Below are 25,718 nucleotides of genomic sequence, written 5' to 3'. Positions count from 1 at the left end.
TTCACAGACAACTCATACATCTTCCCTAAATCAGTCTTGTGGGGGAAGCGCAAACCTCACTTCTGTTTCAGAATTCTGGTGGACGATTTATGCTCCGGAAGAATACTGAAAAACTTAATAAAAATTTATTACATCTAAATGCGTACTTTCCCGGTTGATAACAAAGTTTAGACTTGTTAAGACAGAAAAGAACGCCAAAATCATGAAGTTTTGATGAAGCTTTACCAAGGCGATTAGGGAAGTTCAGCCCATCTGCCTTTTATAAAAATTTAATTTACCGCAGATTATTTACTCCTCAGTCTTCATTTCAGCCCTATCCAACGTTTGACAGGAAAGCAAGTATGTCACCCCACAAAAAGCTACTCAAAGCCATTCAAAATCTGTTCCGGGAAATGGTGCAGATAGCAAAAGCTGTCACCAAAAAGCTGATGAATTGGCTCTTGCGGAGCATATTGGTAACTGGGAAAAAAGCAAATCTGGCAAACGCTGGATTTATCTTGCCAACGGTGACAATGGTAATTTTGGTCGTTATATTGCTGACGACTGCAATGGTGTTCCGATCATTTGAACGATCTAAAAATGCCAGTAACGTCAGGGTGAATCAGGCAGTATTGGCAGCAGCTACCCCAGCACTAGACAGAGCTAAAGCCAAGATAGCGGCATTACTTGAAGATCCGACGCTGCCACGCTCCACCCCAACAGATGTGGCTCTGAATCAGGCAATCTCAGGAAACCTCAAGAAGTATAGTTTGGGTGACGAGACGCAGCTAGTCGTCCAGTATGACATTAATGGTGGGGGTATTCAAACAAATACTCCAGTTCTAGACAATGATGAAAGAATAACCACTGCCTGGAGATTTCCGGTTGATACAGATAACGACGGACGGTTTGATAGCTTTACTCTTTACGGTATTTACTTCCGCACTCCCAATCCATCTTTAAGAACTGCTAACCCTAGTAGAAGTCCTATAGAGGCGAGAACTGCACCTCAGGATGACAGTAGTGCCAATCCACAATGTGCAGCGGCACAGGGTACCTTTGCTGGTTTAGTAGGCAGTTCAGGTTGGTATAAATCTGGGTCGGTATTGAAGAAAAGCTTCTATGTATTCGCTACAACTGTTCCATTTACCAGTGCGGCTAATAAACCTGCAAATGCTCAGATTTTCCCACCAGGGAGCAACAAAGGCTTTTCTGCTATAGAGTACCAGCAAGACCGGGCGCAGATTCCGCTGAGCAACAATGCTGTTGTATATCAAGATGACTTAGAGATTACGCCTGGTTCTGGTATTAAGCTAAATGGACGCATTCAAACCAACGGCAACTTCTTCACAGGGGAAGTGGCTAATGGAGATGTTGAATACTATCAGGTTAGCAGCTATAAATCTTGTTTCTTCCAAGAAGAAAACGGCAAAATTACTGTAGGTGGAAATATACTTCTTGGCAGTGTAAATGGAAGTACAGCTAGGGCAGCTAAGGTTGATTTGTTTCAGCCAAGTAGCGTTAATCGTAGAGACTTAAGAACAGGCGACCAATCTGTCAGTGGCGCTACGCCAAGCCAAGCGGCATACAACAGCCAAGCGTTTGCTAACAGAGTTAACATTTTAGTGCAAAAGTGGACAGGTGCTAATCCAACTTTTGTCAACGATCCAACGGAAGTAAAAGAGAAAATTCCAGGTAATGCCTCGGCACTAAAACAAGAAGAAATTCGCCTAGCGGCACTACAAAATTACTTCAGACTGCGGATGCGGGGCGTGCCTTATGCAGAAAATACTGCTGGCGATGCAGGCAAAACGTATGCAGGAGCTGGGGACACGTTGCGTCCACCTAATGAATGGATATATCCAGTCGATCCAAATAGCGGAACAAGTAATAACAGTATTACGATTGAGCGGAATAAGCCCTCAGCGACAGAACCAACAAAACAAAAATCTGATGCTAGGGAAACCAATCTAGGCGATCGCATCTTGGTTGGCAATGGTCTACCCGCTATTTGGTGGGATAATACCTTAAACGATTTTGTGGGCGATCAAGGAAAACAACAAGTTAAACCTGATACAGCGTGGGATTCTTTCTCTGACGTTGCTAATAGGTTGCGCTACCGTACTACCCAGGTAGTTCCTCTGTCCGATTTAGGGAACACTGATCGTGACGGCTTCTGGGAAGAACACGCCGCCAAACCCCCAGTTCAAGGACTTGATGGATGGGGCGGACTACGTGTAGTCACTGGTGCTGGAGTTTACACGGGTGTCCGGATGTTGCCAACTCCGCCCCCACCAACTCTGCTACCAATTGCTTCTTTCCTGCCACCGCCACCAACTGTTCCCAACTATACACCAACCCTGAATGTTGATGAGTCACAGTTTACAGTTGTCTGGCCTGACTCAATGCCCATGTGGGAAGACACAGATCTAAACGGCCTTCCCTCGCTTCCTCCTTCATCGTTTCCACCCGACGCTAACAACAAGGACAGAAAAGGGGATCTGGTAATGCGAGCCACGGCAGTTTATCACTATAAACGCAGCGCTGCTCAAACCATTACAGCTCCTCAAGCACCAATTGCCTGTGTCAGCAGCTACTACGACCCCAGCACCAGTGCAACTGCTAAAAACTCACTAACCGGACCTTTTGCTGGACCTCCTGGTGTAACTGGAACAACTACAGGCAGGTCTAATAACGGCATCAGCTACGCACCCCCACCGGCACGACCTACAGCTTCAGCACCGCCAAACAATACTACTGGTTTATTTCCTGTTGTCGCCGGAGCTGAGAATCCGGCAAGTGCTGTTCCTGTGCTGTCACGACTCTACTATCAAGCCAACCTAATATTTCCTAACGGGCGTTTTGTAAATGAGCCATTGCGCGATGCACTCACAGCCTTATCCAATAACGCAGCTCTCACCCTAGCTCAGCAATCTGCCCTTGATTCCACTATTTGCGCCTTGACAATTGCGGACAATACGTTGCCTCGTAATACCTCTGTTATCCCCGATGGAGCAATCTACGAAACCAGTTTTCTCGACTCTCGTGAGATTAAAGCAATTGAGCAAGATAATAATCCCGCTGACGATGCGAATGGGGGATTAGCATCGTTTAGAGCCGTAAACGCTGCGAATCAATCTACCATAACCCCAGCACTAGGGAACTATAACCTGCCTTTAGAAGAGCGTCAGCCCCTGGAAAGCCGTGTCACTGTCTTGGATTTAAGCAAGCTGCGACAAACAACAATTGGAGGACTGGTTGCACCAAACGGTCCTACACCAGAGTTTTTGCTCCCAGATAGCGGCATTATCTATGCTACCCGTGATGATGCTCTGCCGGATTTGAGCGCGCCTACGCCTGCTGGAACAAATACCCCAAAACAAAAAGAGGCAGAACGCAAGAGCCAAAGCCCAGTTGACTTTAAGCTAGACCCCACCCGAAAACCTAACGGAATTATGTTAGTCAACGGCAGCATCCTAGCTCGTGGGGCTGCGACTCCTACTAATGCTTACACTTTGGTAACTCCTCCAGGTTCAGAAAAAGGTTTGATCCTGGCGACTAACTTGCCAGCTTATGTCAAAGCTGATGCTACCAATAGCTTTAACAAGCACCAAACATCAGGTGGAGCAGAGCTGGAAGAGTTTGTCCAACAGCTAGGAACTAATGCCTACGCTCAGGGTTATTTCTATGGTCGTCAAAATCCGGAAACCAGATTTGCTTGTCGTGCAGGTCAACCGGGGATTAACTGTGGTACAGGTGATTTATGGCGAACCGCAACAGTGCTTGCAGATTCTGTCAGCCTACTTTCCAACGATTTCCGGTTTGGTTTCCGTAACGAGGGAGACTATGACCTGAGAAACAACCAAGGAGATCCCAGCTCCATAGCGCAACGAAAGAAAGACGGCTTTTTGAGCAACAACTTCGTCACCAATGGGCTTAGCAGTGGTGCCACTGTCACAGCGACGAACAGTGGTAGCGTTAATGCTGCTTTCGTAGCCAGAAGACCTGTAGATGCTACCTACACCAGCAATACTCCAGACACTAATTACATTCCCAGTTCTTACTTCAACAACTTTGTCACCCCAATTCAACGGCGGGGTCAGTCCAGAGAGTATGTCATGGAAATCTGCCGGAAGTTGCCAGTGACAGAATGTACAGCAGACGACTGGGTAGTAGGTTATGACTTTAATGGCATCAATGGTTTAACCGACACGGTAAACGAAAGTGGACGTGACCTTAATAATGACGGTGACACAACTGACACCATCCAAGAGAAAGATATTAAGGCATCTGGTCTCCTAGCAATTGCTGGTGCTAGATTTGACAGAGTAGGCTCAGGCACAACTGACAGACCCTCTTTAGTAGCAGCCGATCAACGCTATGCCCGCCGTATTGCGTTTCAACGGGATACCAAAAACGGACTTTTGCTTACACCAGCATCTCTTAATACTGCGATACCACTGGGCATAAATCCTACAGGACAAGTTCAAGCGTACCCCTACACCACTGGTGGTATTCCTAGTGTTCCTAGACAAGCCCCAAATAATAATGCTTTGGCTTTTAGGACTACGACCAATATAACAACCACTCCCTGGACACGAGACTACAGACAAGACAGACCTCTGTTTTATTTGCCACCTGCTAATGAAAGTGAGGAACTGCTGTTACCAAATATTGCCGACATCCCAGGGGCAAGACCTGTTACAGAAGCCCTTAACGGGCCTACCCCGACTGTAAACCCTCCGATAGACAATGACGATGCTATGGACTTTGCGGTTTGCCTAACAGATCCAGGTGGGCGCTCGTCAAATCAGTATTCAGTCACTGCTCTTGCTCCTAGTGCTGTCTGCTCAGCGGCTGCTCCTAGTATTGCAGCTGCTAGAAATGCTTTAGCACTTATGCCACAGACACCCCCGCCGCAAAATATAAGACGAAGACTGGACAACCCAAACTTCCAACTTCCCCTGGCTGGAGAAGCTCCCAGACGAGAGAAGGTGTACATTTACAATCTGGGCCCAAATCCTACTATTGGTAGAGGGTTAGGAACCAATATTACACTTACTGGCGATTCCGAAACCATCTTTATCTTGCGAGCAACAGGTGGCGGAGGAAACATGACATTTCAAAATGTCACATTGAATCTGAAAGGAGTTGATCCTAATAACATTTTCTGGGTGTCAAATGGTGGCCTTGCTTTCACAGGAACTAATAAGCAACTAGCAGGCAACTTCCTGGGAACAGGTCTTCTTAACATCGGTACTACTACCGATATTGTTGGAGGTCGTTTCCTGGGCTTTAGTAATCTTGCTGGTAGTATTCCACCGGGCAAGGTTAAGGCTATTACTGCTCAAGCTGAGCCGCTTTTGGTTCCAGTATTGCAATATCAGCTCACACATCAACCTGTTGCTACAGATCCTGATACTGCTCCTATTCAGGGAGGCATTAAGGACAATTCACTATGGCTGCAAAGACCTTCCACAGGCACGATTTTTAATCTGGCGGTTGCTGGAGGAGATAGTCCTAGTAACGGTACCAGGAATGAACAAAATGGAGGTCTGCAAAACTTTGTGCGATTCCTAGAGAACTGGAAGGCTGACATTCCTGCCCGAATCAGTGGTTCATTCATCCAGTTCAAGCGCAGTGCCTATGCCACAGCTCCCTTTAAGGAAGTAACAACAACTCTAACTCCGCCTACAAGCCCGTTTGGATACACAAAGTTGTACAGCACTACCATCAGTCCCATAAATCCCAGCAATCCAGACCTTGGTGGTGGCTCACCCTTCTACGTAGAACCAAACCGTTTCTGGGGGTTTGATGTGGCGCTACTGTCTCAAATACCCGACTTATTCTCCCAACGGTTCACAACCCCGTCTGCGGGCGATCCTAACGAGTTTTACAGAGAAGTAGGTCGGGATGACAAATGGGTACAAACTTTACTGTGTGCTAAGTTGGCTTCTAATGGTACTACTCCTGCCATAGACGGAGACCAACGTCCTGGTACTTTCTGCGCCGCTAATACAGGCGGTTGATTACTGCCAGCGATAGGCAAAAATATTCTCCAGACTCTAGCAAAACTCTAGTTCAACTAAGACCGAGCCATGATAAAACCCAAACAGCAGCAAATTCCTCGCCAGTCTAATCAAGCTGGTTTCACAATCATTGAATCTTTGCTGGCGATTCTGGTGGTGACTATTTTGATGGTGGGAGTAGCACCAGTTATCGTTCTTTCGGTAGCAACGCGGGTTCAGGCAAAGCGGGTAGAACAGGGAGCTGATGCGGCTAGAGCATACATTGATGGGGTTCGGTCAGGGGCCATCACAAATGCCCCTCCAGCCCCTACTCCGGGGTTCCCGGTTTACACCACTCAGTCTTTTAGGCTGGTTCCTGCTCCTACAAGTGCGGCGGGTTTGTATTGCGTCGATCTCGATGGTGGTGGTTGTAATATCGGGAGCAACAAAGACTTATATATTCAGGCTTTCCGAAACGGTCTTCCAGCTAGGCCTCAAAATGGCTATAAGTTGGGTATTAGAGTTTACAGGGCAGATGCGTTTTCAACTTCAGGCCCCTTAAAGACGATGGGAGTTGATAAAGCTAAAGCTCAAACTTTTAGTGCAGGAGCGCTCGATCGCAAATCCCCCCAATTTGAGACGACTACAGAGATTGCTGGCAATAATACATCGTTGAGAAATTTATGCGCTCGCTTGCAAGATATTAACAATGCTGCTAACAGTTGCCAATAGCAATCTTAATTGCGATCGCTAAATGTTTGTGAAAAAAGGGTAATACACTAGCATTATGAATCAAATTAAATTTTTGTTAATCAGTCAGCTAAAACGCTCCCGTTTGGCTGAGAAAAAAAATAGCGGGTTTACCCTGATAGAAGTCCTAGTAGCTATGATCCTGGCAGCCTTGGTGCTTACGCCTTTGCTAGGATTTATGATCAATATTCTAGATAGCGATCGCAAAGAACAAGCCAAATCAACTACAGAGCAAGAAGTTAAGTCCGCCCTTGACTACATTGCACAAGATTTATCGCAGGCCGTCTTTATCTACGACGCAGCTGCGTTAAATACAAATTCATCTACCACTCCTACTAATTCGGGAATAAAAGACCAAATACCACCGGTTCAAGCAATTGGTGGTTGTAGTAATACAAATTGTAAACCAGTTCTTGTTTTCTGGAAGCGGAAGTTTCTTAGTAGTGCCGACATAGGAAATTTCACAGGCGGAAATGATACTTTTGTATATTCACTCGTAGGGTATTACTTAATCACTGATGGTGGTAGTAATGGTGCTTGGTCAAACACAGCCCGGATAGGCAGATTTGAAATAAAAGATGGCATCCCCAATCCTAATCGTAACACTAGATTCTCAAGACAAGATAATGGGAAAACTGTCTACTACGACAAACTGCCCGATAAAGGTTTTAAGCTCTTCGATTTATCCAAGGCAGGCGATTTGGCTACAAAGATGAAACAATGGGTAAAACACCCAGAACTATACAATATTACTGAAATTACAAATCATCCAATAAGTGCTATTTTGATTGATTACGTCGATAAAGCTGCTAACGGAGCTACTTGTCCCGTCACGACACCAGCACAAACCCCTACATCACCGACACCTGGCTTTTATGCCTGTGTGAATGCCACTGGAACTACGGCACAAGTGTTTATGAGAGGGAATGCTTTAGAGCGAGTAAGGAAGAATCCACCTGCTGTTTACAGCCCTAACCAGTCTACTTATTTTCCAACTGCCAGTATTCGGGTTCAAGGACGTGGTTTTCTGTATACAAAATAATAAACACCTTAGTAAGGCAAATTAGTGGCGCAAGAAAATATGGATAACCTAGCTCTTTTAAAAAAAATACAGCAGTACCAGTCAAAGCAATCGCCATCTGAATCTAACTCCGGATTCACGCTGATTGAGCTTATCGTAGTAATTATAATAGTCGGAATTTTAAGCGCGATCGCGGCTCCTGGCTGGCTTGGTTTTTTAAATCGGCAACGGGTGAATGCAGTTAACGATGCGGCATTGAATGCCCTCCAAGAAGCCCAGAGAGAAGCTAAAAGGACAAAACTAAGCTACAGCGTCAGCTTTCAAACTCCAAATGGTCAACGTCCACAGGTTGTTGTTTATCCTGGTACTACCGCCCCAGCTGCTACTGACCCTCGGTGGAAGACTTTAGCTGAAAATCAAGACATCAAGCCTGGTCAAGTTCAGGTTACTCCTAATGCAAATTTATTCACCTTTGACTACCAGGGCATAGTTAGCCAAAACCAAACTCTTCCATATAAAGTTACCGTATCTCTTCTACCGAACAACGCTGTAAAGCGGTGCGTCAAGGTGACAACCCTTTTAGGAACAATTCAAACCGGGAAAGAGGCTTCTGAATGTAGCTAATTAAAAAATTAGCCTGATCTGAAAAATTGGGGAAAATACGTAATAAAAAAGACGCACCCAAAGAGGAAACTTGAAAAGTTGGGTGCGTCTTTTTGTATTTAGCTAATTCACAAAAGATGGCAAAAGTCAAGAGCTAAATTTACGCTAATAGAGAGTTTAGTAGTAATTTTGATTATTAGGAATATTGAGCGCGATCGCAACTGGGAAACATACTGACTATAACTAATAGGCAATTGCCAAAATCAGCAAAGATACCGAACCCAAAAGGCACACCCAGAGAGGAAACTGGAAAAGTTGGGTGCGTCTTTTAAGTATTTAGCTAATGCGTAAAAAGTTATCTAATTGCTCCAGCAGTGGGTTCACGCTGATCGAGAGTTTAGTAGTAATTTTGATTATAGGAATATTAAGCGCGATCGCTGCTCCCAGCTGGCTAAGCTTCCTCAGTACCCAAAGTCTCAGAACAGCCCAAGACCATATTTATTGGGCAATGCGGGCAGCCCAGAGCAACGCCAAACGCGATAAACAAAACTGGCGAGCTAGTTTTCGAGAAGTTAATGGAATTGTGCAGTGGGCAGTTTATCCGTCTAGCCTTAGTCCAACGGTAGCAAACTGGAATAGCCTTGACCCGCTGATTCAAATTGATCCAGAAACCACCTACCCCATTCAGAGCAATGGAGTACGCGGTGTAGAATTTGGCTTTCTGGGTGAAGTGAAAACAATTCCATTTGGTCGCATCACCCTGTCCTCAAAAAATGGTGGTAAAGCCAAACGTTGTGTAGTTGTTTCTACTCTCTTAGGAGCAATGCGAACTGCCAAAGAGCATTCTACTGCCCAAGATAACAAGTATTGCTATTAGCAAGTTTGTGCATGGGTTGGGAGGCTGGAAATTTCTCTAGTTGCCTAGCGAAGCGATCGCTAGAGAATGCTTACAATGAGACAGAACCTTTCTTCTGAGCGTTCCCAGTCTCTGACTGGGAACGAGAAACAGCCTTCTTAGCCTGGGTCGGCACACTTTGTTTGTTCGCCCTTAACTTCAGTCCTAGGCTTAAGACATCGCCCCTGCCGTCTTCTGCGGGTCGAGCTTCAAAATCAGCACCCCCAGAGGCGGCAAACACAGGTCTAACGAATAAGGACGAGTGTGGAACGACCATTCATCAGTCCACTTACCGCCCAAATTGCCCATATTACTGCCGCCATACTCGCGGGCATCACTGTTAAACAGTTCCGTATAGAATCCAGGTACAGGGACACCTACGCGGTAGTGACTGTGTGGCTGAGGCGTGAAATTGCAGACCGTGACCACGAACTCATCAGAGTCCTTAGAGCGACGGATAAAGGCAACCACACTGTGGCGATTATCAGTGCAATCAATCCACTCAAAACCTTCCTGAGCGAAATCCTGAGTATAAAGTGACGGTTCAGTGCGATACACGTGGTTGAGTTCGCTCATAAACCGCTTTAGTTTTTGGTGTGGCTCATGCTGCAACAAATGCCACTCCAAGTCACCCCAGACATTCCACTCACTCCACTGCCCAAACTCCATACTCATAAACAGAGTTTTCTTGCCTGGGTGAGCAAACATAAAAGCGAACAGGCAGCGCACATTAGCGCACTTCTGCCACTCATCACCAGGCATCTTGCCGATTATATTACTCTTGCCGTGGACTATCTCATCGTGAGACAGGGCCAGCATGAAGTTCTCGCTGTGGTTGTACCACATACTGAAAGTGATATTGTTCTGGTGGAATTGGCGGAACCACGGGTCCATGTGGAAATAGTCCAACATATCGTGCATCCAGCCCATATTCCACTTCAAATTAAAACCCAGCCCCCCCATATAAGTAGGCCAAGACACCATAGGCCAAGAGGTGGATTCTTCCGCAATCGAGAGAATACCAGGAAAGTAGCTAAAAATTGTGTGATTCGTCTGGCGCAGGAAATCAGCTGCCTCAATATTTTCTCGCCCGCCGTACTGGTTAGTCAGCCATTCCCCCTCTTCACGGCAATAGTCTAAATAGAGCATTGATGCTACAGCATCCACGCGAATTCCGTCAATGTGATACTTGTCAAACCAGAACAGGGCATTGGCAACCAGGAAGTTACGCACTTCATGGCGATTGTAGTTAAATACCAACGTACCCCATTCTTTGTGTTCGCCCTTGCGGGGGTCTGCGTGTTCGTAGAGGTGAGTACCATCGAAGAATGCCAGACCATGGCCATCTTTGGGGAAGTGACCGGGAACCCAGTCCACAATTACCCCTATCCCGTTTTGGTGGCACTGGTCAACGAAATACATGAAGTCTTGAGCTGTGCCATAGCGGGAAGTGGGGGCATAGTATCCTGTTACCTGGTAGCCCCAGGAGCCATCATAAGGATGCTCTGCTACTGGTAACAATTCAATGTGAGTGAATCCCAGCTCTTTGACGTAGGGAATCAGTCGTTCTGCCAGTTCTCGGTAGGTGAGGAACCGCGCCCCTGGTTTATAGTCAGAGACAACTACAACATCCTCAGTTTCGCCATTTGGCAACCGCGCAGGTTCAGCTGAGGAAGCGTGCAGCCATGATCCTAGATGAACTTCATACACGGAGATGGGATGAGTCAGCGGCTCGGTGTGGCGGCGCTTCTCCATCCACTCTTCGTCCTTCCATTGGTAAGAATCTAGATCAGTGACGATAGATGCAGTTTTAGGTCGGACTTCCTGTTGAAACCCGTAGGGATCAGATTTCTCGTAAATGTGACCATCAATGTTTTTGATTTCATATTTGTAGTGTTCCCCGACAGCCAAACCAGGGATAAATAGTTCCCAGATGCCAGTGGAACCTTTACGCATTTGATGCTGGCGACCATCCCAGAGGTTAAAATCTCCCAAAACTGAGACGTTGCGGGCATTTGGGGCCCAGACAGCAAAGTAAACTCCTTTTACGCCGTCGATTTCTGTCGCATGAGCGCCCAGTTTCTCGTAGATGCGGTGATGGTTTCCTTCGCCAAACAGATGCAGGTCAAAGTCTGTGAGGCGGGGAGAACGGAAGGCGTAGGGGTCATAGATAACACGCTCGTGTTCTCCTTCTTGAACTCGTAGCTGATAGTTTGCTAATTCTGGGGTTTCAATGGTGCATTCAAAAAAATGGGGATGATGCACTGATTGCATGGGGTATTCAGTCCGTTCTTCTGGGCGAACTACCCAGGCAGCGATCGCATTGGGTAGGTAGGCTCGAACTGCCCAGACGGTTTTGCCATTTTGCGTGCTGGGATGGGCACCCAGGATTTCAAATGGGTCTTGATGTTGATTCCAAACAATCCGCTCTATCTGTTCGGGGGCGATGGTCATGGACATAAACCTACTTATCCTAAAGGTCTTGACTGAATTGAGACGATTCGCTCAATAAGAAGCTTGCACTACCCATCAGGGTAGCTGCCACTCTCGCTTAAAGTCGTTTTGCTTCTAAGCATCTACAGGCGCTCTATGTAAGAGTGCTTTATATTTATATACATTTTTTTATGTTTGTATATTTTGCATCCTGCTAAGGGACAATAGCAAATTATGTCACCAGTATCCGCAGGAGAAAGGCGCAAAGGTAAAAAATTATTGGCGGGGAATCAATCCCAACAGTCTGAGATGTCTTGCTGGGAGTGACAAAATGCTATTTGATGGGAACGCCAATTCTCCGCAGTAGTTGCCGCACTCTCAGCAGAAAAACTAATTCTCGCAGTTGAGGATTGAGTGGGGATGCCCCTGGGGTAATGGTTTGCAACTCGGCTTGCAGCTGGGCGTATTCAGCTGCTGTGATGGGTTTGCCATCAATTGGCGATCGCGCTTCGGTAATAATCTCCGTCCGCAATACTTCCTCTGGTACTTCCTCCGGCGGTGGTAATGCCCACGAAGGAAGGCAAAAGGCAAAAGGTAAAAAACAAAAGGCAATCCCGCCTAACCCCCAGCAATAAAAGTTTTTCCCCTCTCCCCTGCTGGCGAACCAGTTGGAGGGGGTGGAAGGCTGCAAAAGGCAAAAACTTGTTTTTTTTAATTCATCGTTCATCCTTCAGAAGTCCTAGGGGTAGCGGTTCGTTACAGATTTGTTGAATCTGCTTGATGCGCTCAAACAACCAAGGGTATTCTTCCCAATAATTGGGAATCAGTGCTAAAGGGCTAACCAGGGCAGCTATTCTCCAAGGCGAGTGGGGAGCCTATGCTTTCATCAAACCATTCCAGCATCAATGCTTCGGTCGGTAGCTGGGAATCTGGCAAAGAAAGCGCTGGTTTAGAACGATGGCTGTCTAAAAATTTTAAAATCGGCGATGAGTGTGCGATCGCTTCCGGCTCCCATTTTGCCAAAAGCACCGGAACTCTCCTCAGCCTGGTGAGTGGTTTTAGCTTGAGAATATCTAGCCCTGGGGTTAAATTCTCACTCGATGGGCAATTTATTTAAATCCCAGCCCCAGTCTCGTTTTCGACAATAGTCAAGACTGCCTAATTGCAGTAGTAGCATTTAGCGCCAAAAGCTGCTTACCGCAATATCATATAAATCTTGTCAGCCATTACCTAAAATTTAGCTGCGCCTACATCTGAGATAAAACTTGTATTTGCTGGTAATCAAAAATCTGATACCCAGGTGGTAGTACATGCCTAACTTAATATGTTAGGAACGATTACCAACCTGAGATTCAGACTAGGGATAACTAACCAACTGGAGAAAATCATACCCTTTCGGCGGTATGAACTTCATTCAGGGGATGAGAAGCGAGACCCAGCTTAATTACTAAGGAGATGTGGTAGGTGATGCGGTGGGTGATACGGTGGGTGAAGGACTAGCTCCTTCTCCGCCTCCTCCCGTTTGGTCACAAGCTCCCAAGGTGGCAGCCAAGCCGAGTACCAAAACCAAACTAAGTATCTTTTTGTTCATACACTCCTCTTTTATGGATTGCTACTGAAGGAATCGTTTGCTATTTAATCACAATATTGTATTTTTTGCTTGAAACTCCTGTCCCTACAAAGGAGGATTTCTGGATTTTGAACTTCACTTTGCCCAATCGGCTAGAAGTGATGTTTCCGTTTCGAGTGAGTCCCGACGATTTCCGCGTGCCTCACCTTTCCTAAGCTGTCTTAGATATTGACGGTTTATCGCTGCCTTTGCGGATTTGCTTTTATTCGCCAGACAGCGAATTTGCTTGGGGTTTTGGAATTTTTTGAAAATCCAAAATAACCACAAAAATTTTAGCATGAACGGTAATTTCTGTCTATACTATTTTTAGTGTAAAATCCATAACTAAAGAGTGATGCAGTTTTTTTAAGCTTTAAATAAGAAAAAACCCTGTAAATTGGAAAGAAACTTCTATCGAAGTTGAGTATTAGTTAATCTGAATACAACTTAAGGAGGAAAAGATCCGTTATGCTGACAAAGCTTCACCGGGCAAAATAACTTGACAAAAGGACTTGTAACCACTGCATAAAAATTTAACTAGCCCACAAGCGCCCGAATTGTTCAAGGAAAGCTTTGTGTTCCCTATTTTTGCTAAAAAAAGCAAATTACTAGCAGCCTGGATGCCATATCCTCAAAAACATTGGACACTACTACAGAAAATCGTTGACCGGATTCGGAACTCATTGGAATTGAGAGTAGTTCTGCAAACGGCGGTAGACGAAATTGCCACATTGCTAAACCTGGATAGGTGTTGTTTTTTGTGGTATTTCGAGGATACGCAACGGGTGCAAGTAGTAGTAGAGCGATCGCGCCAAAATCGAAAAAATGCTCAACTGGGATACTATCCGGTAGAAAAGTTTGGAGCGATCGCGCCCGCGATCGCTACTGGCAAATTAATCATCAACAGCAAAACAGCAGTTTCTAATCCAGGCGTGGTGGGTATAGTTAGCCGATGGCTTTCCCAGCTGCGGCTGATCCAACAGCAGATAAAGAAAGACCAACGATCGCCGCAGTTGGCTATATTCCAGGGTGCGATCGCTAACTTATTAGTTCCCTTAAAGCAGTCAGAAGGCTCGATAGGCTTTATTGCCTGTATTTCAGAGCAACCCCGCATTTGGTCAAGCTCCGAAATCGAGTTTCTGCAAGCGATCGCCCAGCAGCTGGAAATTGCCATCCGTCAAGCTCAGCTTTATGAGCAAACCCAGAAACAAGCTCAAAGAGAGCAACTGGTGAATCAGATTACCAGTCTTACCCGGCAAAGTTTTGACCTAGAAACCATTCTCACCGAAGCGACGCGAGAGCTGATGCAAGCATTATCAGCCGATCGGTGTCTAATTCATCTGGTAGAAAGTCATGAACAGGAGAGTATCCGTGTATCTGAGCGGGAGAATCACCTACAAAACCCCCAACCCTCTTCTGCTGCTTTCAGACGGAAACACCTTTATGAAGTGTGTAGGGAGCCTTTTCCCCCCACAATCGATGATTTTGATACTCACGGCCCAATCACCCAGTGGGTGATCCAGCATCGTCAACAGGTGAGCATCTCCGACATTACGCGAGATGGACGAGTTGGGGAAGCCAACCTTGAGTACCAAAAAGCTCAGATAAAATCTTCTCTAGCGGTGCCAGTTCAGGCTAACGGAACGCTGCACGCAATTCTTTATCTCAATCAGTGTTCCGAAATCCGGTATTGGTCGAAAAATGACCAGAAACTAGCCCAAGCAGTTGCCGATCAGTTGGCGATTTCTATTCAACAGGCGAATCTGTATGCCCAAACTCAGCAGCAGGCACACACGAGCGCCCAGCAAGCCGAGCAACTCTCCCAAACGCTCTTAGAACTGCGGCTAACGCAATCTCAGCTGATTCAGAGTGAAAAAATGTCAAGTTTGGGGCGGATGGTGGCTGGGGTTGCTCACGAAATTAATAATCCAGTGAACTTTATCTACGGCAATATTCCTTATGTAGAAAATTATATCCATGACCTGATCCGGTTAGTGCAGGGCTATCAAACTCAGTATCCGAACCGAAATGCGGAATTACAAAAGCTGACTGAGCAAGTGGAGCTAGATTTTTTACTCAGAGATTTACCCAAGATTTTAAAATCGATGCAGGTAGGTGCTGAGCGGATTCGCGAGATTGTTAACTCATTGCAGCACTTTTCTCGCCTCAATCAAGCGTCCCAGAAATCGATAGATATCCACGAGGCGTTAGAAAGTACCCTCTCAATTCTGTACAGTTACCTGGGCGATGAAATTGAGGTGGTGCGGCATTATGGCGACTTACCCCCCGTGGAGTGTTACCCAAAGCCACTCAATCAGGTATTTATGAGTATCTTGATGAACGCTATAGAAGCGATCAGCAGGTGGTCCTCTAAAGAAAAAATTATCAAGTTGCGTACAGAGTTGGTGAGTGATGGGGAAACGGGGGAAGATTTTGTGAGGATTGCGATCGCAGACAATGGCCCTGGAATTGCCCACGAAATTCAGCCGAAAATCTTCGACCCCTTCTTTACTACCAAAGATGTTGGTCAGGGCAGGGGATTGGGCTTAACCGTAAGTTATCAAACCATCGTCTCCCAGCACCAAGGCAACTTACACTGTCACTCCCAACCCGGTCAAGGTGCAGAGTTTATTATAGAAATTCCTCTCCAGCAACCCAAACCGTTGTCACCAAGTAAAGGAGAGATTGGGGATCGGGAATTGGCGACTGGGGACTGGGAAGACACCACGATGAAATTAGGGATGGAGATTAGGAAGACACCATTGGGCAAGAATTGACAAATTGCACGAAAACAGACTAGCGACTCTAAAATGTGGACAATAGACAGCCTTTGTGTCTATGGTTTAAAGTCGTTGGTGTTTTGTCCTTTGTCAGTGGTCATACCATTTTGGATTTTGGATTTTGGATGTGAAACTCTAAGCTGTAGAAGTTTCAATAATTCAAAGCGTTACCAAAGTAAAACAAAATGGTGTCAGTAGTTAGTGGCAAGGAAAAACAACCGACAACTAACAACTGATAACCAACAACTAAAAACTGCTTATGTCTGCTGTCCCTCAATCCGTTGCTTCAGACCGCCGCCTTGGGAAAAGAAAACCAGATATCTCCTCGCGGCAACCCAAAGGCGGCGTACCGTCTAGAACCAGTAGCAGAAGAACCCAAAAGCCAGCATTTCAAGCTCAATCACCAGGTTGGCTGCGATCGCTTGCCTACGTGCAGCGCGTATCAGACATATTGTGCTTCGGCTTGATTGCCGCTACGCTGGGGGTTTATGCTTGGACAGTCTATACTCAGCAGATGTGGAGCCGGCAGTACAAGCATCTGGAAACCTTGCAACGCAATGAGCGACAGATGACGGCGGCGAATGAAGTCTTGAAAGATAAGTTGGCTCAAGAAGCTGAGCGTCCGGGAACTGGCTTGGTTTCTCCTAATCCCGCCAACACCATCTTTTTAGCGCCTGCACCGCAGCGCCAGTCACTGCCCACACCAGCAGCGACTGCTAACCCAGAACCAGCACCAACAATGCCAATGGGCTACTAGAGGCATGGAGAATTCAGGATCTAGAAGTCGTAGGACATCTACGCAGAAAGTCTCCGGAAATGGCAAAACTACGAACCTGTTGAATCACAAAGCTAGTAGGATGCCATCAGCCAAAAAACTGCCCCTAGAAGCTACTCGTGCCAGAAAAAATCATCAGGTATCAAATAATGTAGAGACGCGCAATCTCGCGTCTCTAATGGGTGCCAAAAGTCCGCAAGAAGAGAAACAAACAAGCGGCATAATTCCTTTTCTTGCCTTGCTGTCTAATCCTTCATCCATCCGGCTGCTACTCGTTTGGGGAGTGCTGTTCGCAAGTGGGTTAGGGCTGGCGCTGAATGTGTATCGGCTGCAAATTGTCAAGGCACCAACACTGCTTGCAAAAGCGCGACAGCAGCAAATGGTATATCTGCGTCCGTTTGTGCCGCGCCGCGCGATTGTGGATCGCAACGGCAACGTTTTAGCAACAGACCGCCCTGCTTATACACTGTTTGCCCACCCAAAGCTGTTCAAACAATCAAAATCTGCGATCGCTACCAAGCTAAGTGGGACTTTGGGAATTTCTGCCGACGCGCTGGTTACTATGTTTAACCAGCGCGATAGTGGGATTCGGGTTGCCTACTCTCTAACCGAAGAACAGGCTGACAAGATCGCCCAACTGCGAAACGATGGACTTGAACTGATTCAAAATTACGCCCGCCTCTATCCTCAGAAGGATTTAGCAGCAGACGTGGTGGGCTATGTCGATGTTGACCATCGCGGACAGGCAGGTGTGGAATATAGTCAGGAAAATTTACTGGTGCGTGCTGTTCGCACCGTGCGACTCAGCCGCGCTGGGAATGGCACGTTAATGCCTGACCATTTGCCAGAAGGATTGCTGCACTTTGATGACCTGCGACTACAGCTGACGATTGACTCTCGCTTGCAACGGGCGGCGCGATCTGCCTTGAAGCAACAGATAGAGTTGTTTAGAGCTAAGCGTGGTACGGTTATCGTTATGGATGCGCGGGATGGTGCTTTGCTGGCGCTGGTGGCAGAGCCGACCTATGACCCGAATGAGTATTTTAATTCTGACGTGGGTTTGTTTAAGAACTGGGCGCTGGCTGACCTTTATGAGCCGGGTTCGACGTTTAAACCGTTGAATGTAGCGATCGCTCTGGAAGCTGGAGCAATTACACCAGAAACTACATTCTATGACGGCGGTAATATTCAGGTAGGTGGCTGGCAGATCAAAAACGCTGAACCTGGCCGTCACGGGAGGCTCACAATTTCTGAGATTCTGCAATACTCCAGCAACATTGGCATGGTACAAATCATGCAACAAATGAAGCCAAGCGTCTACTACGGCTGGCTGGAACGCCTGGGGCTGGGGCAAACAGCGGGCATTGACCTGCCTTTTGAAGCACCAGGGCAGATGAAAAGCTCTGAGCAGTTTACTTCATCTCGGATTGAACCAGCTACCACCTCGTTTGGTCAGGGATTCTCTCTAACGCCTATCCATCTCGCACAGATGCACGCTTCTCTGGCCAATGGTGGCAAACTGATAACGCCCCATCTAGTCCGGGGGTTATTTGATACTCAAGGGCAGGTGTTTTGGCAACCAAATCAACCAACACCGCGCCCCCTCTTTTCCCCGAAGACTACCCAGACGGTGTTAGAAATGATGGAAGCTGTGGTGGTAAAGGGAACGGGTAAAGCGGCTCAGATTCCAGGTTATCGGATTGGTGGTAAAACGGGAACTGCCCAAAAAGCCAGTGCTACAGGAGGATACTCTAGTGCCAGAATTACAAGCTTTGTGGGTATCTTGCCTATAGATTCTCCCCGCTATGTGGTTTTAGCTGTAGTGGATGAACCGAAAGGGGAAAATGCCTATGGTTCCACTGTGGCGGCACCAGTGGTTAAATCAGTCATGGAGGCGCTGATTAGTATCGAACAAATTCCACCTTCGGCGGAAAAATGAGGGGATTGGGGATTGGGGATTGGGGATTGGGGATTGGGGATTGGGAAGAATCTTAGCCAGTTCCTAGTCCCTAGTCCCTAGTCCCTAGTCCCCAGCCCCTACCCCCTAGTTTGGCTTTGCAAAAGTTGCTCCCACATCTGATCTTGGGTTTGGGCGGGTTGCAGACAAGTTAGCCCTTGACAAACTAATCCCACCGCCTCAGATGGCATCACCTCTGCATTGCATACAGTTGTGGGGAGATATTGAGCGATCGCGCTGGCAAGTTGGTTAACTGTGGTGCGAAGCAGCGTACAGTGAAGATACCAATCCAGCCCGGTAAACAAACCTGGACACGCTTGTGGCGATCGCTCCATTATGCTGCTAAATGCTTGTAATGTTTGCTCTGCCCGATCGAGATATTCCAGATTTTCCGTGAGCATAGCTAGACGGACTAAGTTGGCGATCGCTATCCCGTTCGGCGCTGGTGTAGCATTATCCACATAGCTACGCTCTCGCACGATTAGATCGCTACTGGCATCCTTCGCTGTGTTATAGTATCCACCCAGTTCCACACTCCAAAGAAATTCGTCAAACTCTTCTTGCAACTGTATCGCTTTCTCCATCCAGAAACGAGCTTGAGTCACTTGGTGCAAATCTAGCAGGGCTTTGATAAACAGGGCGTAATCTTCCGACTGCGCCAATACGGATGGACAGCCGTCGTAGTTAAGGCGGTGGAAGCGTCCGTCAATAAATTGGCGATCTAAGATGAAATTGGCAGCGCCTCCAGCGAGAGACAAATACTCTTCTTTGCTGAATACTCCGTAAGCTCTGGCTAAACCTGAAATCATCAGGCTATTCCATGCCACAATCATTTTAGTATCGGTGACAGGTGGAATCCGTCCCGGCCAATTTCCAGTTTTTGCCTCTTGGTTGTTGCGGGCTGGAGGAAAATTTTCTAATCCTGCCTTAACACCATAACGAGCTTCAAACAGCTTTTCTAAAGCTGCTTCTAGTGTTTTAGTCAGTTTCCCTGGATGACGGCGCTGCAATACAATTTTGCCTTCAAAGTTGCCTCCTGGTGTCACTGTAAACTGTTCTTGAATTTCTGCAAACTCTTGGGGAGTTAGCAACTCGGCTATTTCCGGGTAACTCCAAATGTAAAACGCCCCTTCTTCGGGTTCTGCCTCTTCTGGAGTGGTAAAATTATCCGCATCCTGAGCAGCGTAGAAGTAACCTTCGGGTGCAGTCATTTCGCGTTTCAGCCATTTTACTGTGTGCGCGATCGCTCTCTCAAATGCTGCTTCCTTTAACCCAGCACTCCATAGATTCGCCAAATACTCGACAATTTGTCCATTGTCGTAAAGCATTTTTTCAAAATGTGGCACCGTCCACGTAGGATCGACTGTGTAACGGTGAAAGCCGCCGCCTACATGGTCGTAAATTCCTCCTAGTGCTAAATCTAATCCTCGCTTGCTGCAAGCTTGGTTAGGATCGGATTTGGATTCAAAATTAAATCGGACACCCCGCAGCGCCAACTCGGTATACGGTATCATCGGGAAACTCGCACCCTGTCCGTCGCTGTCTATTACCCCGGCGCTAGTTTCCAAACCTCGCCGCAACAAATTTTTATCCAACCCCTGCGTCTCTACTCCAGTTTGCAATACAGCTGCTTGCTGCATATAACCGAGAAGTTCTTCTTTGAGACTTTGCATTTTGTCGGTTTCGGTGTCGTAGTGGCGGCGAAGCGCTTGCAACACTTGCAAAAATCCCGGTCGTCCATAGCGCGGTTCTACGGGGAAATATGTACCGCCATAAAAAGGCACCAAATCATCAGGCGACAGAAAGATATTCAAAGGCCAGCCGCCTTGACCACTCATCATCTGCAACGCCTGCATATAAATACTATCAATGTCAGGACGTTCTTCCCGGTCTACTTTAATCGGGATAAAATTGGCATTTATATACTGCGCGATCGCGTTATCTGAAAACGCCTCTCCTTCCATTACCGTACACCAGTGGCAGCTGGAGTAACCAATCGAGAGCAAAATCGGCTTATTCTCAGCCTTTGCCTTTTCTAAGGCTTCTTGACTCCAAGGCCACCAGTCTATGGGATTTTCAGCGTGTTTGCGGAGATAGAGGCTTGATTCTTGGGCTAGGCGATTGCTCATAAACGCTAATTGCAGCACTCGGTCTGACAACGGTTTTCACCTTTAGCAGTTTAGCGTGAGGCATCAAGCGATCGCTCCATCTTGCGTCGTATCCTGTTCGATTGTCTTTGGTGGTAGACGCGCCTACTCGCGATCGCATCAATTCACTGAGCCTTTTATCAAAGCGTTATTATCATTAAATTCTATATCGCTTATTTTTAATTGCCCTAGTTCCAATTCTAACTTTAGCCTTTCTTTTATTTTATCTTCAGGAATCCCCAGCTTTTGGGAAAGCTCTGATATTGTCAAGCTCAAGTTTCCCAGTTTTATTCTTGTATCTTCCTCAAATTTTAACTGGCCATTTTCTACTTTAGGCTTACCCTCTATGCCAATATAAACATCTTGATTTTCTAAAAAAGGAAAAGTTTTAGTTATCTTTTCTACAAAAGCCTTTTCCCTTTGCTCTAGTCTGTCTTTGGGAATCTCAGAAACATTTATTACTGCTCCACTTTCTAGATTTCCATCTTTTATGGTTGTATTAAAACCTTTGGTTGTTTCCAATACTTTACTATTCGGTGTATTTTCTGCTACCGATGAAACTACCAACTCGTTGAAATCCTTTTCGCTTAAGTCTATTTCTATAGTTCTACTATTTTCTTTGGCTTCAGGATTTTTCGGTGCATCAGTATTAACTTCATATCCATCAACCCTAGCTAATTTAGGGCTGACTTCTTGACGAGCATTAATGCTGTCTTCTATTTTGGTATCAATCTTTTCTTGGAGCTTAGTTTTTACTGCTTGTACTTCTACTTCATTAGATAGGTTAATTAATTTATCGCTACTTACTCCCTTGGAAACGTACCAATCCGGGAGCTTTGTTGCCTGACTCCAAAAGTAATAAGCAACAGAAGCAGAACCCAATATTAGTAATAAAAATGCAATTAAACTTTTTTTCATATTTAAACTCCACTTTGCTAAGCCGCTCTCGTTATGAAAACGACAGGTTGACCAGCCTTTACTAAGGTTTACAACCTTTTTAAGATTGCTATATCGTCACTAGCTAACGACTAATGACTTTTGTCTTTGCACGATAGCATTTTTTTTTGTAAAGTGCATCATGAAAGCGCTGTAGGTACAAAGAAACGAAAAACTCAATTTCTTTTCGGGCGCTGTATTGCATCTGTATAGGAAGGGTGTGTGCGATCGCTGCAAAGGATTCTGTAACACTTTCGAGTAAATCAAAAATTTCTTCTAGAGGTGCATCCTGATATTGGCGCGATCGCAAAGTAAGTGCTAATGTGGGCATTAGCTCAATTTCTTGTTGAGCTAACGCCTCTAAATCTTTAAATTGTGGTGTCATTTAGCGGTTCCTTGATTAATTAAGTCTCAGTTTTTGAGAAATTGATCCAGCACACTCGCTATTGGTGTTGAAGTTTTCCCGGACGGCAATTGATTAGTCGTCTGGTTTATACTAGGTTGGTTAAGTGCCGCAATTACGTTGAGAGACAAGGTGATCGCGGCGGCTTGGAGAAGTCTTTTAAACATGGACAAGAGCCTCCGTCCATCGCATGGTAAATATTACGATACGATGTTGTCTAGAGATCGCACTTCGTTCTATCGATTCACCCGATTGGGTGATTATTGTTAAAGTCAAAATGCCAGGGTGACTTCAGTCGCTACCTTTGTAAAGTGTGGGTGTATTGCAAATTCACCTGATAGCAGGATGTATTAAACATTCTCCAGCCAGTAGTCTATGGCTTACAATATCTCTGCACAAGGCTACTGTGCGAAATTTTATGTCATCCTACAACAAAGCTGGCCTGATATTGGAAATAGGTCTTGGTGTTGCTCTTCTTGGTGGGATGAGCGTTTACGCTTACACTGAAATACAAGCTGAACAAAGCCAAGAAATGACTTTAATTGAGATGCAAAGTCCGTCAAGTCCTTTGCAAACTTCTCAAGCAAAAACCATTTTGGAAGAAGTTGAAAATCTCAAAGCTGCGGGAAAATTTGAGGAATGTATTGTACAAGCCAAAACAGCACTTAGTAATTCCAACTATTACGCCGATGCTAATGCACTAACTCAAGAGTGTCGATTTGAGTGGGCGAACCAGTTAGCAGCATCCAATAATTATAAAGAGGCACTTGTTAAAGTTGGTAGAATTTCACCAAGCAGCGAATGGCATACAAAAGCTCAACCGTTAATCGCTGAATGGGCAAAACGTCTCAATCTTAATGGTGATTGGTGGCTGTGCAGTGCTTTGGGAAACTCGGAAGTGACAAATAAGCCCAGCCAAGTTGAGTTTTATAAAAATAGCAATACTTGTTATGACCTGGCGTTAGAGTGTTACTGCCAAAAAATAAATTAGCGATCGCTCTTATAAATTTAAACTCCTTATTTGGATATTGTCAGTAGTCAGTGGTCAGTATTTTGTGGCAACTGACCACTGACAAAAAACAATAAAGATGTGCAGCTTCCTAAAATTAGGGCGAAGCGGTGGGAGATGCTTGGGGGCTACTTTGGGGAGTAGGAGAAATACTAGGTTTTCCAGAATTACTGGGTTCCCCAATTTTTTTCGTCCGCACAAAGATGTCAAAACGGCTAGAGCGATCGCTACTAAGTCCAGCTGTTACCCCAATGGAGCGAATCGCATTTGTAAATATCTTTTGATCGGGCGAAAATTGCGGCAGTGCCAGATTTCCAGTATTAATCGTGCGGTCAACATCAATGAAGAAGCTACCATTTTTGGCATTAAGTTCTGTTGGCATCCCCTGTTTAAATAACTCACTGTCGGAGAGAGTTGCTTGTGGTTGCGGGACGATGGTAGTAGCAACAGGTGCGCCCAAGGACAGGAAGGCAACATTTCCATCTAACCAGCCGTGAGTTGCGGCTAAACCACCCAACTGCGATGTCCAGTTGACTACTGGTTGATTATTCAAGCTTCCCTGTTGCACCTGGAATTGGTATTGGTTTGCCATCACCTGATCTATTTGCTGGAGGGATTTTTCCGCACGAGAGCGATCGCTTGCTTGCACCATAAATACCACCCCAGCACCTAAATTTGAGGGAACTCCTTTAGGTGCGGGAATTAAAGCCAAGCTAAACTCGCCTCGCATCCAAGGCAGCAAATCTTGCTCTAAATCTAGACCAAGTTGAGACTTTATTCCAGCTTTCAGGGCTTCTGGATTGATCGGGATAATCGGATTTGATTGAGCGCCCTTGACGTAATCTTGCCATAATCGCTCTAAATTGCCGCCAGAAGTCATCATCAGCGTGTTTTCTGGCAAGCGGCGGGACATAATTTTGGAATTGTTTTCAACAGCATACTTGTTTTCGCTGTTCGGCTTCAGCCAAGAAACCCCTTTAAAAAGAATTCCCTGTGGTTGCAACATCACCGTTGTTGCTAAACCCTGCTTTTGTTGCAAAGAAGCGAGGTTTTGGGAAGGAAGCGATCGCGCCGAGTTTGCTGCGGCTACAGCAGTAGCAACTGGCACATTGAAATATAATCGCGCAAATGGATCTGTGGCTCTAATCCTACCCAACGCCTCCGAGTAACCTGGAGTAGTCCCCAAAGATGCTGCACCTTTGTAGGTATCGATTATGCGCTCCGTCCCTTTAGGATCGGTGCTGACAACCAAAGAACGTTCTAGCAGCGTTGTGGAAAACTTCTGTGCCGCACCGCTCGGCGTTTCTCTAATCTTAATGCCCTTGTAATCGCGTTCAACGAACTTGTTGGCGGTTTGCGGTCTGGCTCTTTCCAACACTTGCTTTGCTTGCAAGGGATCGTTAATTGGCAGCACCATCACCACCGATTGTTGACCAACGGGAATCGCATTCGGGGATTGCGGTGTTTCCGGGGGCAAAAAAGCGATCGTAACTTCTTTACCCACCCAAGGCTTAATATCTTGCTGATAGTTGTAGCCGTTGGCAGTGAGGAGATTTTTTTCCAGCTGTTGCAGCTGTTTGGCAAAGGCAGCTTGGCTTTGCGGAGTGCCATACTCCCGCAGTTGCTGCCATTGCTTTTCATCAGTAGAAACTGATACGGCAAAGAGCGCATCCTGAGGAACTAACTTGGCACCTTCTGGGACATTACCCCGTAAAATATTTTGCTGCACCAGCAGCCAGTAAGCCAATGCGCCGCCCAGTAGCAACGCACCAGTTCCCAAAGCCAGAATTAGGGGACGTTTATTTTTCTTAAGCATGAAATTCAGACAGGCTATGCAGTGCCATTGCCAATTTAGCAGGGAATGGGGAAAGGGAAATGGGGAATCGAGAATCGGGAATGGGTAATTGCTACTACCAATTACCAGTTACCTATTATCAATTACCTCACTGCTCATTTCTACCCTGAGAAGTAGTTACATTTTACCGATGGATGGCGATTATGGTATTTCATTTCAATACCATCGCACTTTTGGTGCGCTTTGGGTGTCATAGGATTTAGACCTTTGCCTGCGGATATACACCAATTTAGGGAGAAGTTTACTAACTATACAAGCAAAGGCTTAACCTCGTCTTTGAGTAAAATTCTATGGGAGTGTTTTCAATTTGTTAAAAAACATTCAACAGGATTGGCTGAAATATCAGAGATTAAGAAAATCGGCACAGCGAAATATAACTCAGTTGCGAGAAGGGCTATTGGAAGAATCCATAATAGACCTGAACTACATGGTATTGATTGTTGGGCTGACTGCCTGACAGAAGTAGGTGAAAGCCAATAGCCGCGGGGAATTTGTGAAAAAGGGTAGAGGGACATGAGAGGCTAGAGTTACCACACAACAGCCATCTATTCATGACAA

Annotated in this window: 19 protein-coding genes; 10 read left to right on the top strand and 9 right to left on the bottom strand. The window is 46.0% G+C overall.

Going from position 1 to position 25,718, the window contains the following annotated elements; genetic code table 11:
- Positions 1 to 341: 341 nt before the first annotated feature.
- From hpsA to NDI42_RS15000, 5 genes are all read left to right on the top strand, one after another.
- Positions 342 to 6,008, top strand: coding sequence for a hormogonium polysaccharide biosynthesis protein HpsA (gene hpsA, locus NDI42_RS15020; RefSeq protein ID WP_190455074.1), 5,667 nt, complete (start codon positions 342 to 344; stop codon positions 6,006 to 6,008).
- Between the two features lie 69 nt (positions 6,009 to 6,077).
- Entirely contained in the window at positions 6,078 to 6,719 is a 642-nt protein-coding gene (gene hpsB / locus NDI42_RS15015; protein WP_190455072.1) for a hormogonium polysaccharide secretion pseudopilin HpsB, read from the top strand.
- Positions 6,720 to 6,774: 55 nt separating this feature from the next.
- Complete coding sequence (gene hpsC / locus NDI42_RS15010; RefSeq protein WP_190455069.1) at positions 6,775 to 7,779, top strand: hormogonium polysaccharide secretion pseudopilin HpsC; 1,005 nt, start codon at positions 6,775 to 6,777, stop codon at positions 7,777 to 7,779.
- Positions 7,780 to 7,818: 39 nt separating this feature from the next.
- On the top strand, positions 7,819 to 8,382 hold the full coding sequence (locus NDI42_RS15005; protein ID WP_190455066.1) for a prepilin-type N-terminal cleavage/methylation domain-containing protein: 564 nt from the start codon (positions 7,819 to 7,821) through the stop codon (positions 8,380 to 8,382).
- A 322-nt stretch (positions 8,383 to 8,704) separates the two neighbouring features.
- Entirely contained in the window at positions 8,705 to 9,238 is a 534-nt protein-coding gene (locus NDI42_RS15000; RefSeq protein ID WP_190455063.1) for a pilus assembly FimT family protein, read from the top strand.
- A gap of 189 nt (positions 9,239 to 9,427) precedes the next feature.
- On the opposite strand, the gene glgB is transcribed toward NDI42_RS15000, so the two are convergent.
- Positions 9,428 to 11,716, bottom strand: coding sequence for a 1,4-alpha-glucan branching enzyme (gene glgB / locus NDI42_RS14995; protein WP_190455060.1), 2,289 nt, complete (start codon positions 11,714 to 11,716; stop codon positions 9,428 to 9,430).
- 307 nt (positions 11,717 to 12,023) lie between these two features.
- Positions 12,024 to 12,302: a hypothetical protein gene (locus NDI42_RS14990; RefSeq protein WP_190455172.1), complete on the bottom strand. Its 279-nt coding sequence runs from the start codon at positions 12,300 to 12,302 to the stop codon at positions 12,024 to 12,026.
- Between the two features lie 264 nt (positions 12,303 to 12,566).
- Here NDI42_RS14990 and NDI42_RS28930 point away from each other — a divergent pair, with 264 nt between their 5' ends.
- Entirely contained in the window at positions 12,567 to 12,806 is a 240-nt protein-coding gene (locus NDI42_RS28930; RefSeq protein ID WP_190455057.1) for a hypothetical protein, read from the top strand.
- 330 nt (positions 12,807 to 13,136) lie between these two features.
- Here NDI42_RS28930 and NDI42_RS14980 read toward each other — a convergent pair whose 3' ends face one another.
- On the bottom strand, positions 13,137 to 13,280 hold the full coding sequence (locus tag NDI42_RS14980) for a hypothetical protein (RefSeq protein WP_190455052.1): 144 nt from the start codon (positions 13,278 to 13,280) through the stop codon (positions 13,137 to 13,139).
- Between the two features lie 638 nt (positions 13,281 to 13,918).
- Between NDI42_RS14980 and NDI42_RS14975 the strand changes: the two genes are divergently transcribed.
- The 3 genes from NDI42_RS14975 (at position 13,919) to NDI42_RS14965 (ending at position 18,792) form a co-directional block, all read left to right on the top strand.
- Positions 13,919 to 16,075, top strand: coding sequence for a GAF domain-containing sensor histidine kinase (locus NDI42_RS14975; RefSeq protein ID WP_190455049.1), 2,157 nt, complete (start codon positions 13,919 to 13,921; stop codon positions 16,073 to 16,075).
- Between the two features lie 262 nt (positions 16,076 to 16,337).
- Positions 16,338 to 16,835: a hypothetical protein gene (locus tag NDI42_RS14970; RefSeq protein ID WP_190434679.1), complete on the top strand. Its 498-nt coding sequence runs from the start codon at positions 16,338 to 16,340 to the stop codon at positions 16,833 to 16,835.
- Between the two features lie 196 nt (positions 16,836 to 17,031).
- Positions 17,032 to 18,792 (top strand): peptidoglycan D,D-transpeptidase FtsI family protein, encoded by a 1,761-nt coding sequence (locus NDI42_RS14965; protein ID WP_190455168.1) that lies wholly within the window; start codon positions 17,032 to 17,034, stop codon positions 18,790 to 18,792.
- Between the two features lie 98 nt (positions 18,793 to 18,890).
- Here the strand turns inward: NDI42_RS14965 and NDI42_RS14960 are convergent, their stop codons facing one another.
- The 5 genes from NDI42_RS14960 to NDI42_RS14940 form a co-directional block, all read right to left on the bottom strand.
- Entirely contained in the window at positions 18,891 to 20,939 is a 2,049-nt protein-coding gene (locus NDI42_RS14960; protein WP_190455046.1) for a thioredoxin domain-containing protein, read from the bottom strand.
- Positions 20,887 to 21,078: a hypothetical protein gene (locus NDI42_RS14955; RefSeq protein WP_190424237.1), complete on the bottom strand. Its 192-nt coding sequence runs from the start codon at positions 21,076 to 21,078 to the stop codon at positions 20,887 to 20,889. The genes NDI42_RS14960 and NDI42_RS14955 overlap by 53 nt, the downstream gene beginning before the upstream one ends.
- On the bottom strand, positions 21,078 to 21,875 hold the full coding sequence (locus NDI42_RS14950; protein WP_190455043.1) for a hypothetical protein: 798 nt from the start codon (positions 21,873 to 21,875) through the stop codon (positions 21,078 to 21,080). The genes NDI42_RS14955 and NDI42_RS14950 overlap by 1 nt, the downstream gene beginning before the upstream one ends.
- Positions 21,876 to 21,978: 103 nt before the next feature.
- Positions 21,979 to 22,278 (bottom strand): hypothetical protein, encoded by a 300-nt coding sequence (locus NDI42_RS14945; protein WP_190455042.1) that lies wholly within the window; start codon positions 22,276 to 22,278, stop codon positions 21,979 to 21,981.
- Between the two features lie 26 nt (positions 22,279 to 22,304).
- Positions 22,305 to 22,463: a hypothetical protein gene (locus NDI42_RS14940; RefSeq protein ID WP_190455040.1), complete on the bottom strand. Its 159-nt coding sequence runs from the start codon at positions 22,461 to 22,463 to the stop codon at positions 22,305 to 22,307.
- Positions 22,464 to 22,714: 251 nt separating this feature from the next.
- Between NDI42_RS14940 and NDI42_RS14935 the strand changes: the two genes are divergently transcribed.
- A complete protein-coding gene (locus tag NDI42_RS14935; protein ID WP_190455037.1) occupies positions 22,715 to 23,287 on the top strand; it encodes a hypothetical protein in 573 nt (190 codons plus the stop codon).
- A gap of 115 nt (positions 23,288 to 23,402) precedes the next feature.
- Here the strand turns inward: NDI42_RS14935 and NDI42_RS14930 are convergent, their stop codons facing one another.
- Positions 23,403 to 25,121, bottom strand: coding sequence for a DUF3352 domain-containing protein (locus NDI42_RS14930; protein WP_190455033.1), 1,719 nt, complete (start codon positions 25,119 to 25,121; stop codon positions 23,403 to 23,405).
- Positions 25,122 to 25,718: the final 597 nt, after the last annotated feature.

The sequence above is a fragment of the Funiculus sociatus GB2-C1 genome, from assembly GCF_039962115.1.
Classification (GTDB): domain Bacteria; phylum Cyanobacteriota; class Cyanobacteriia; order Cyanobacteriales; family FACHB-T130; genus Funiculus; species Funiculus sociatus.
This window is presented reverse-complemented; position numbering and strand designations above follow the sequence as displayed.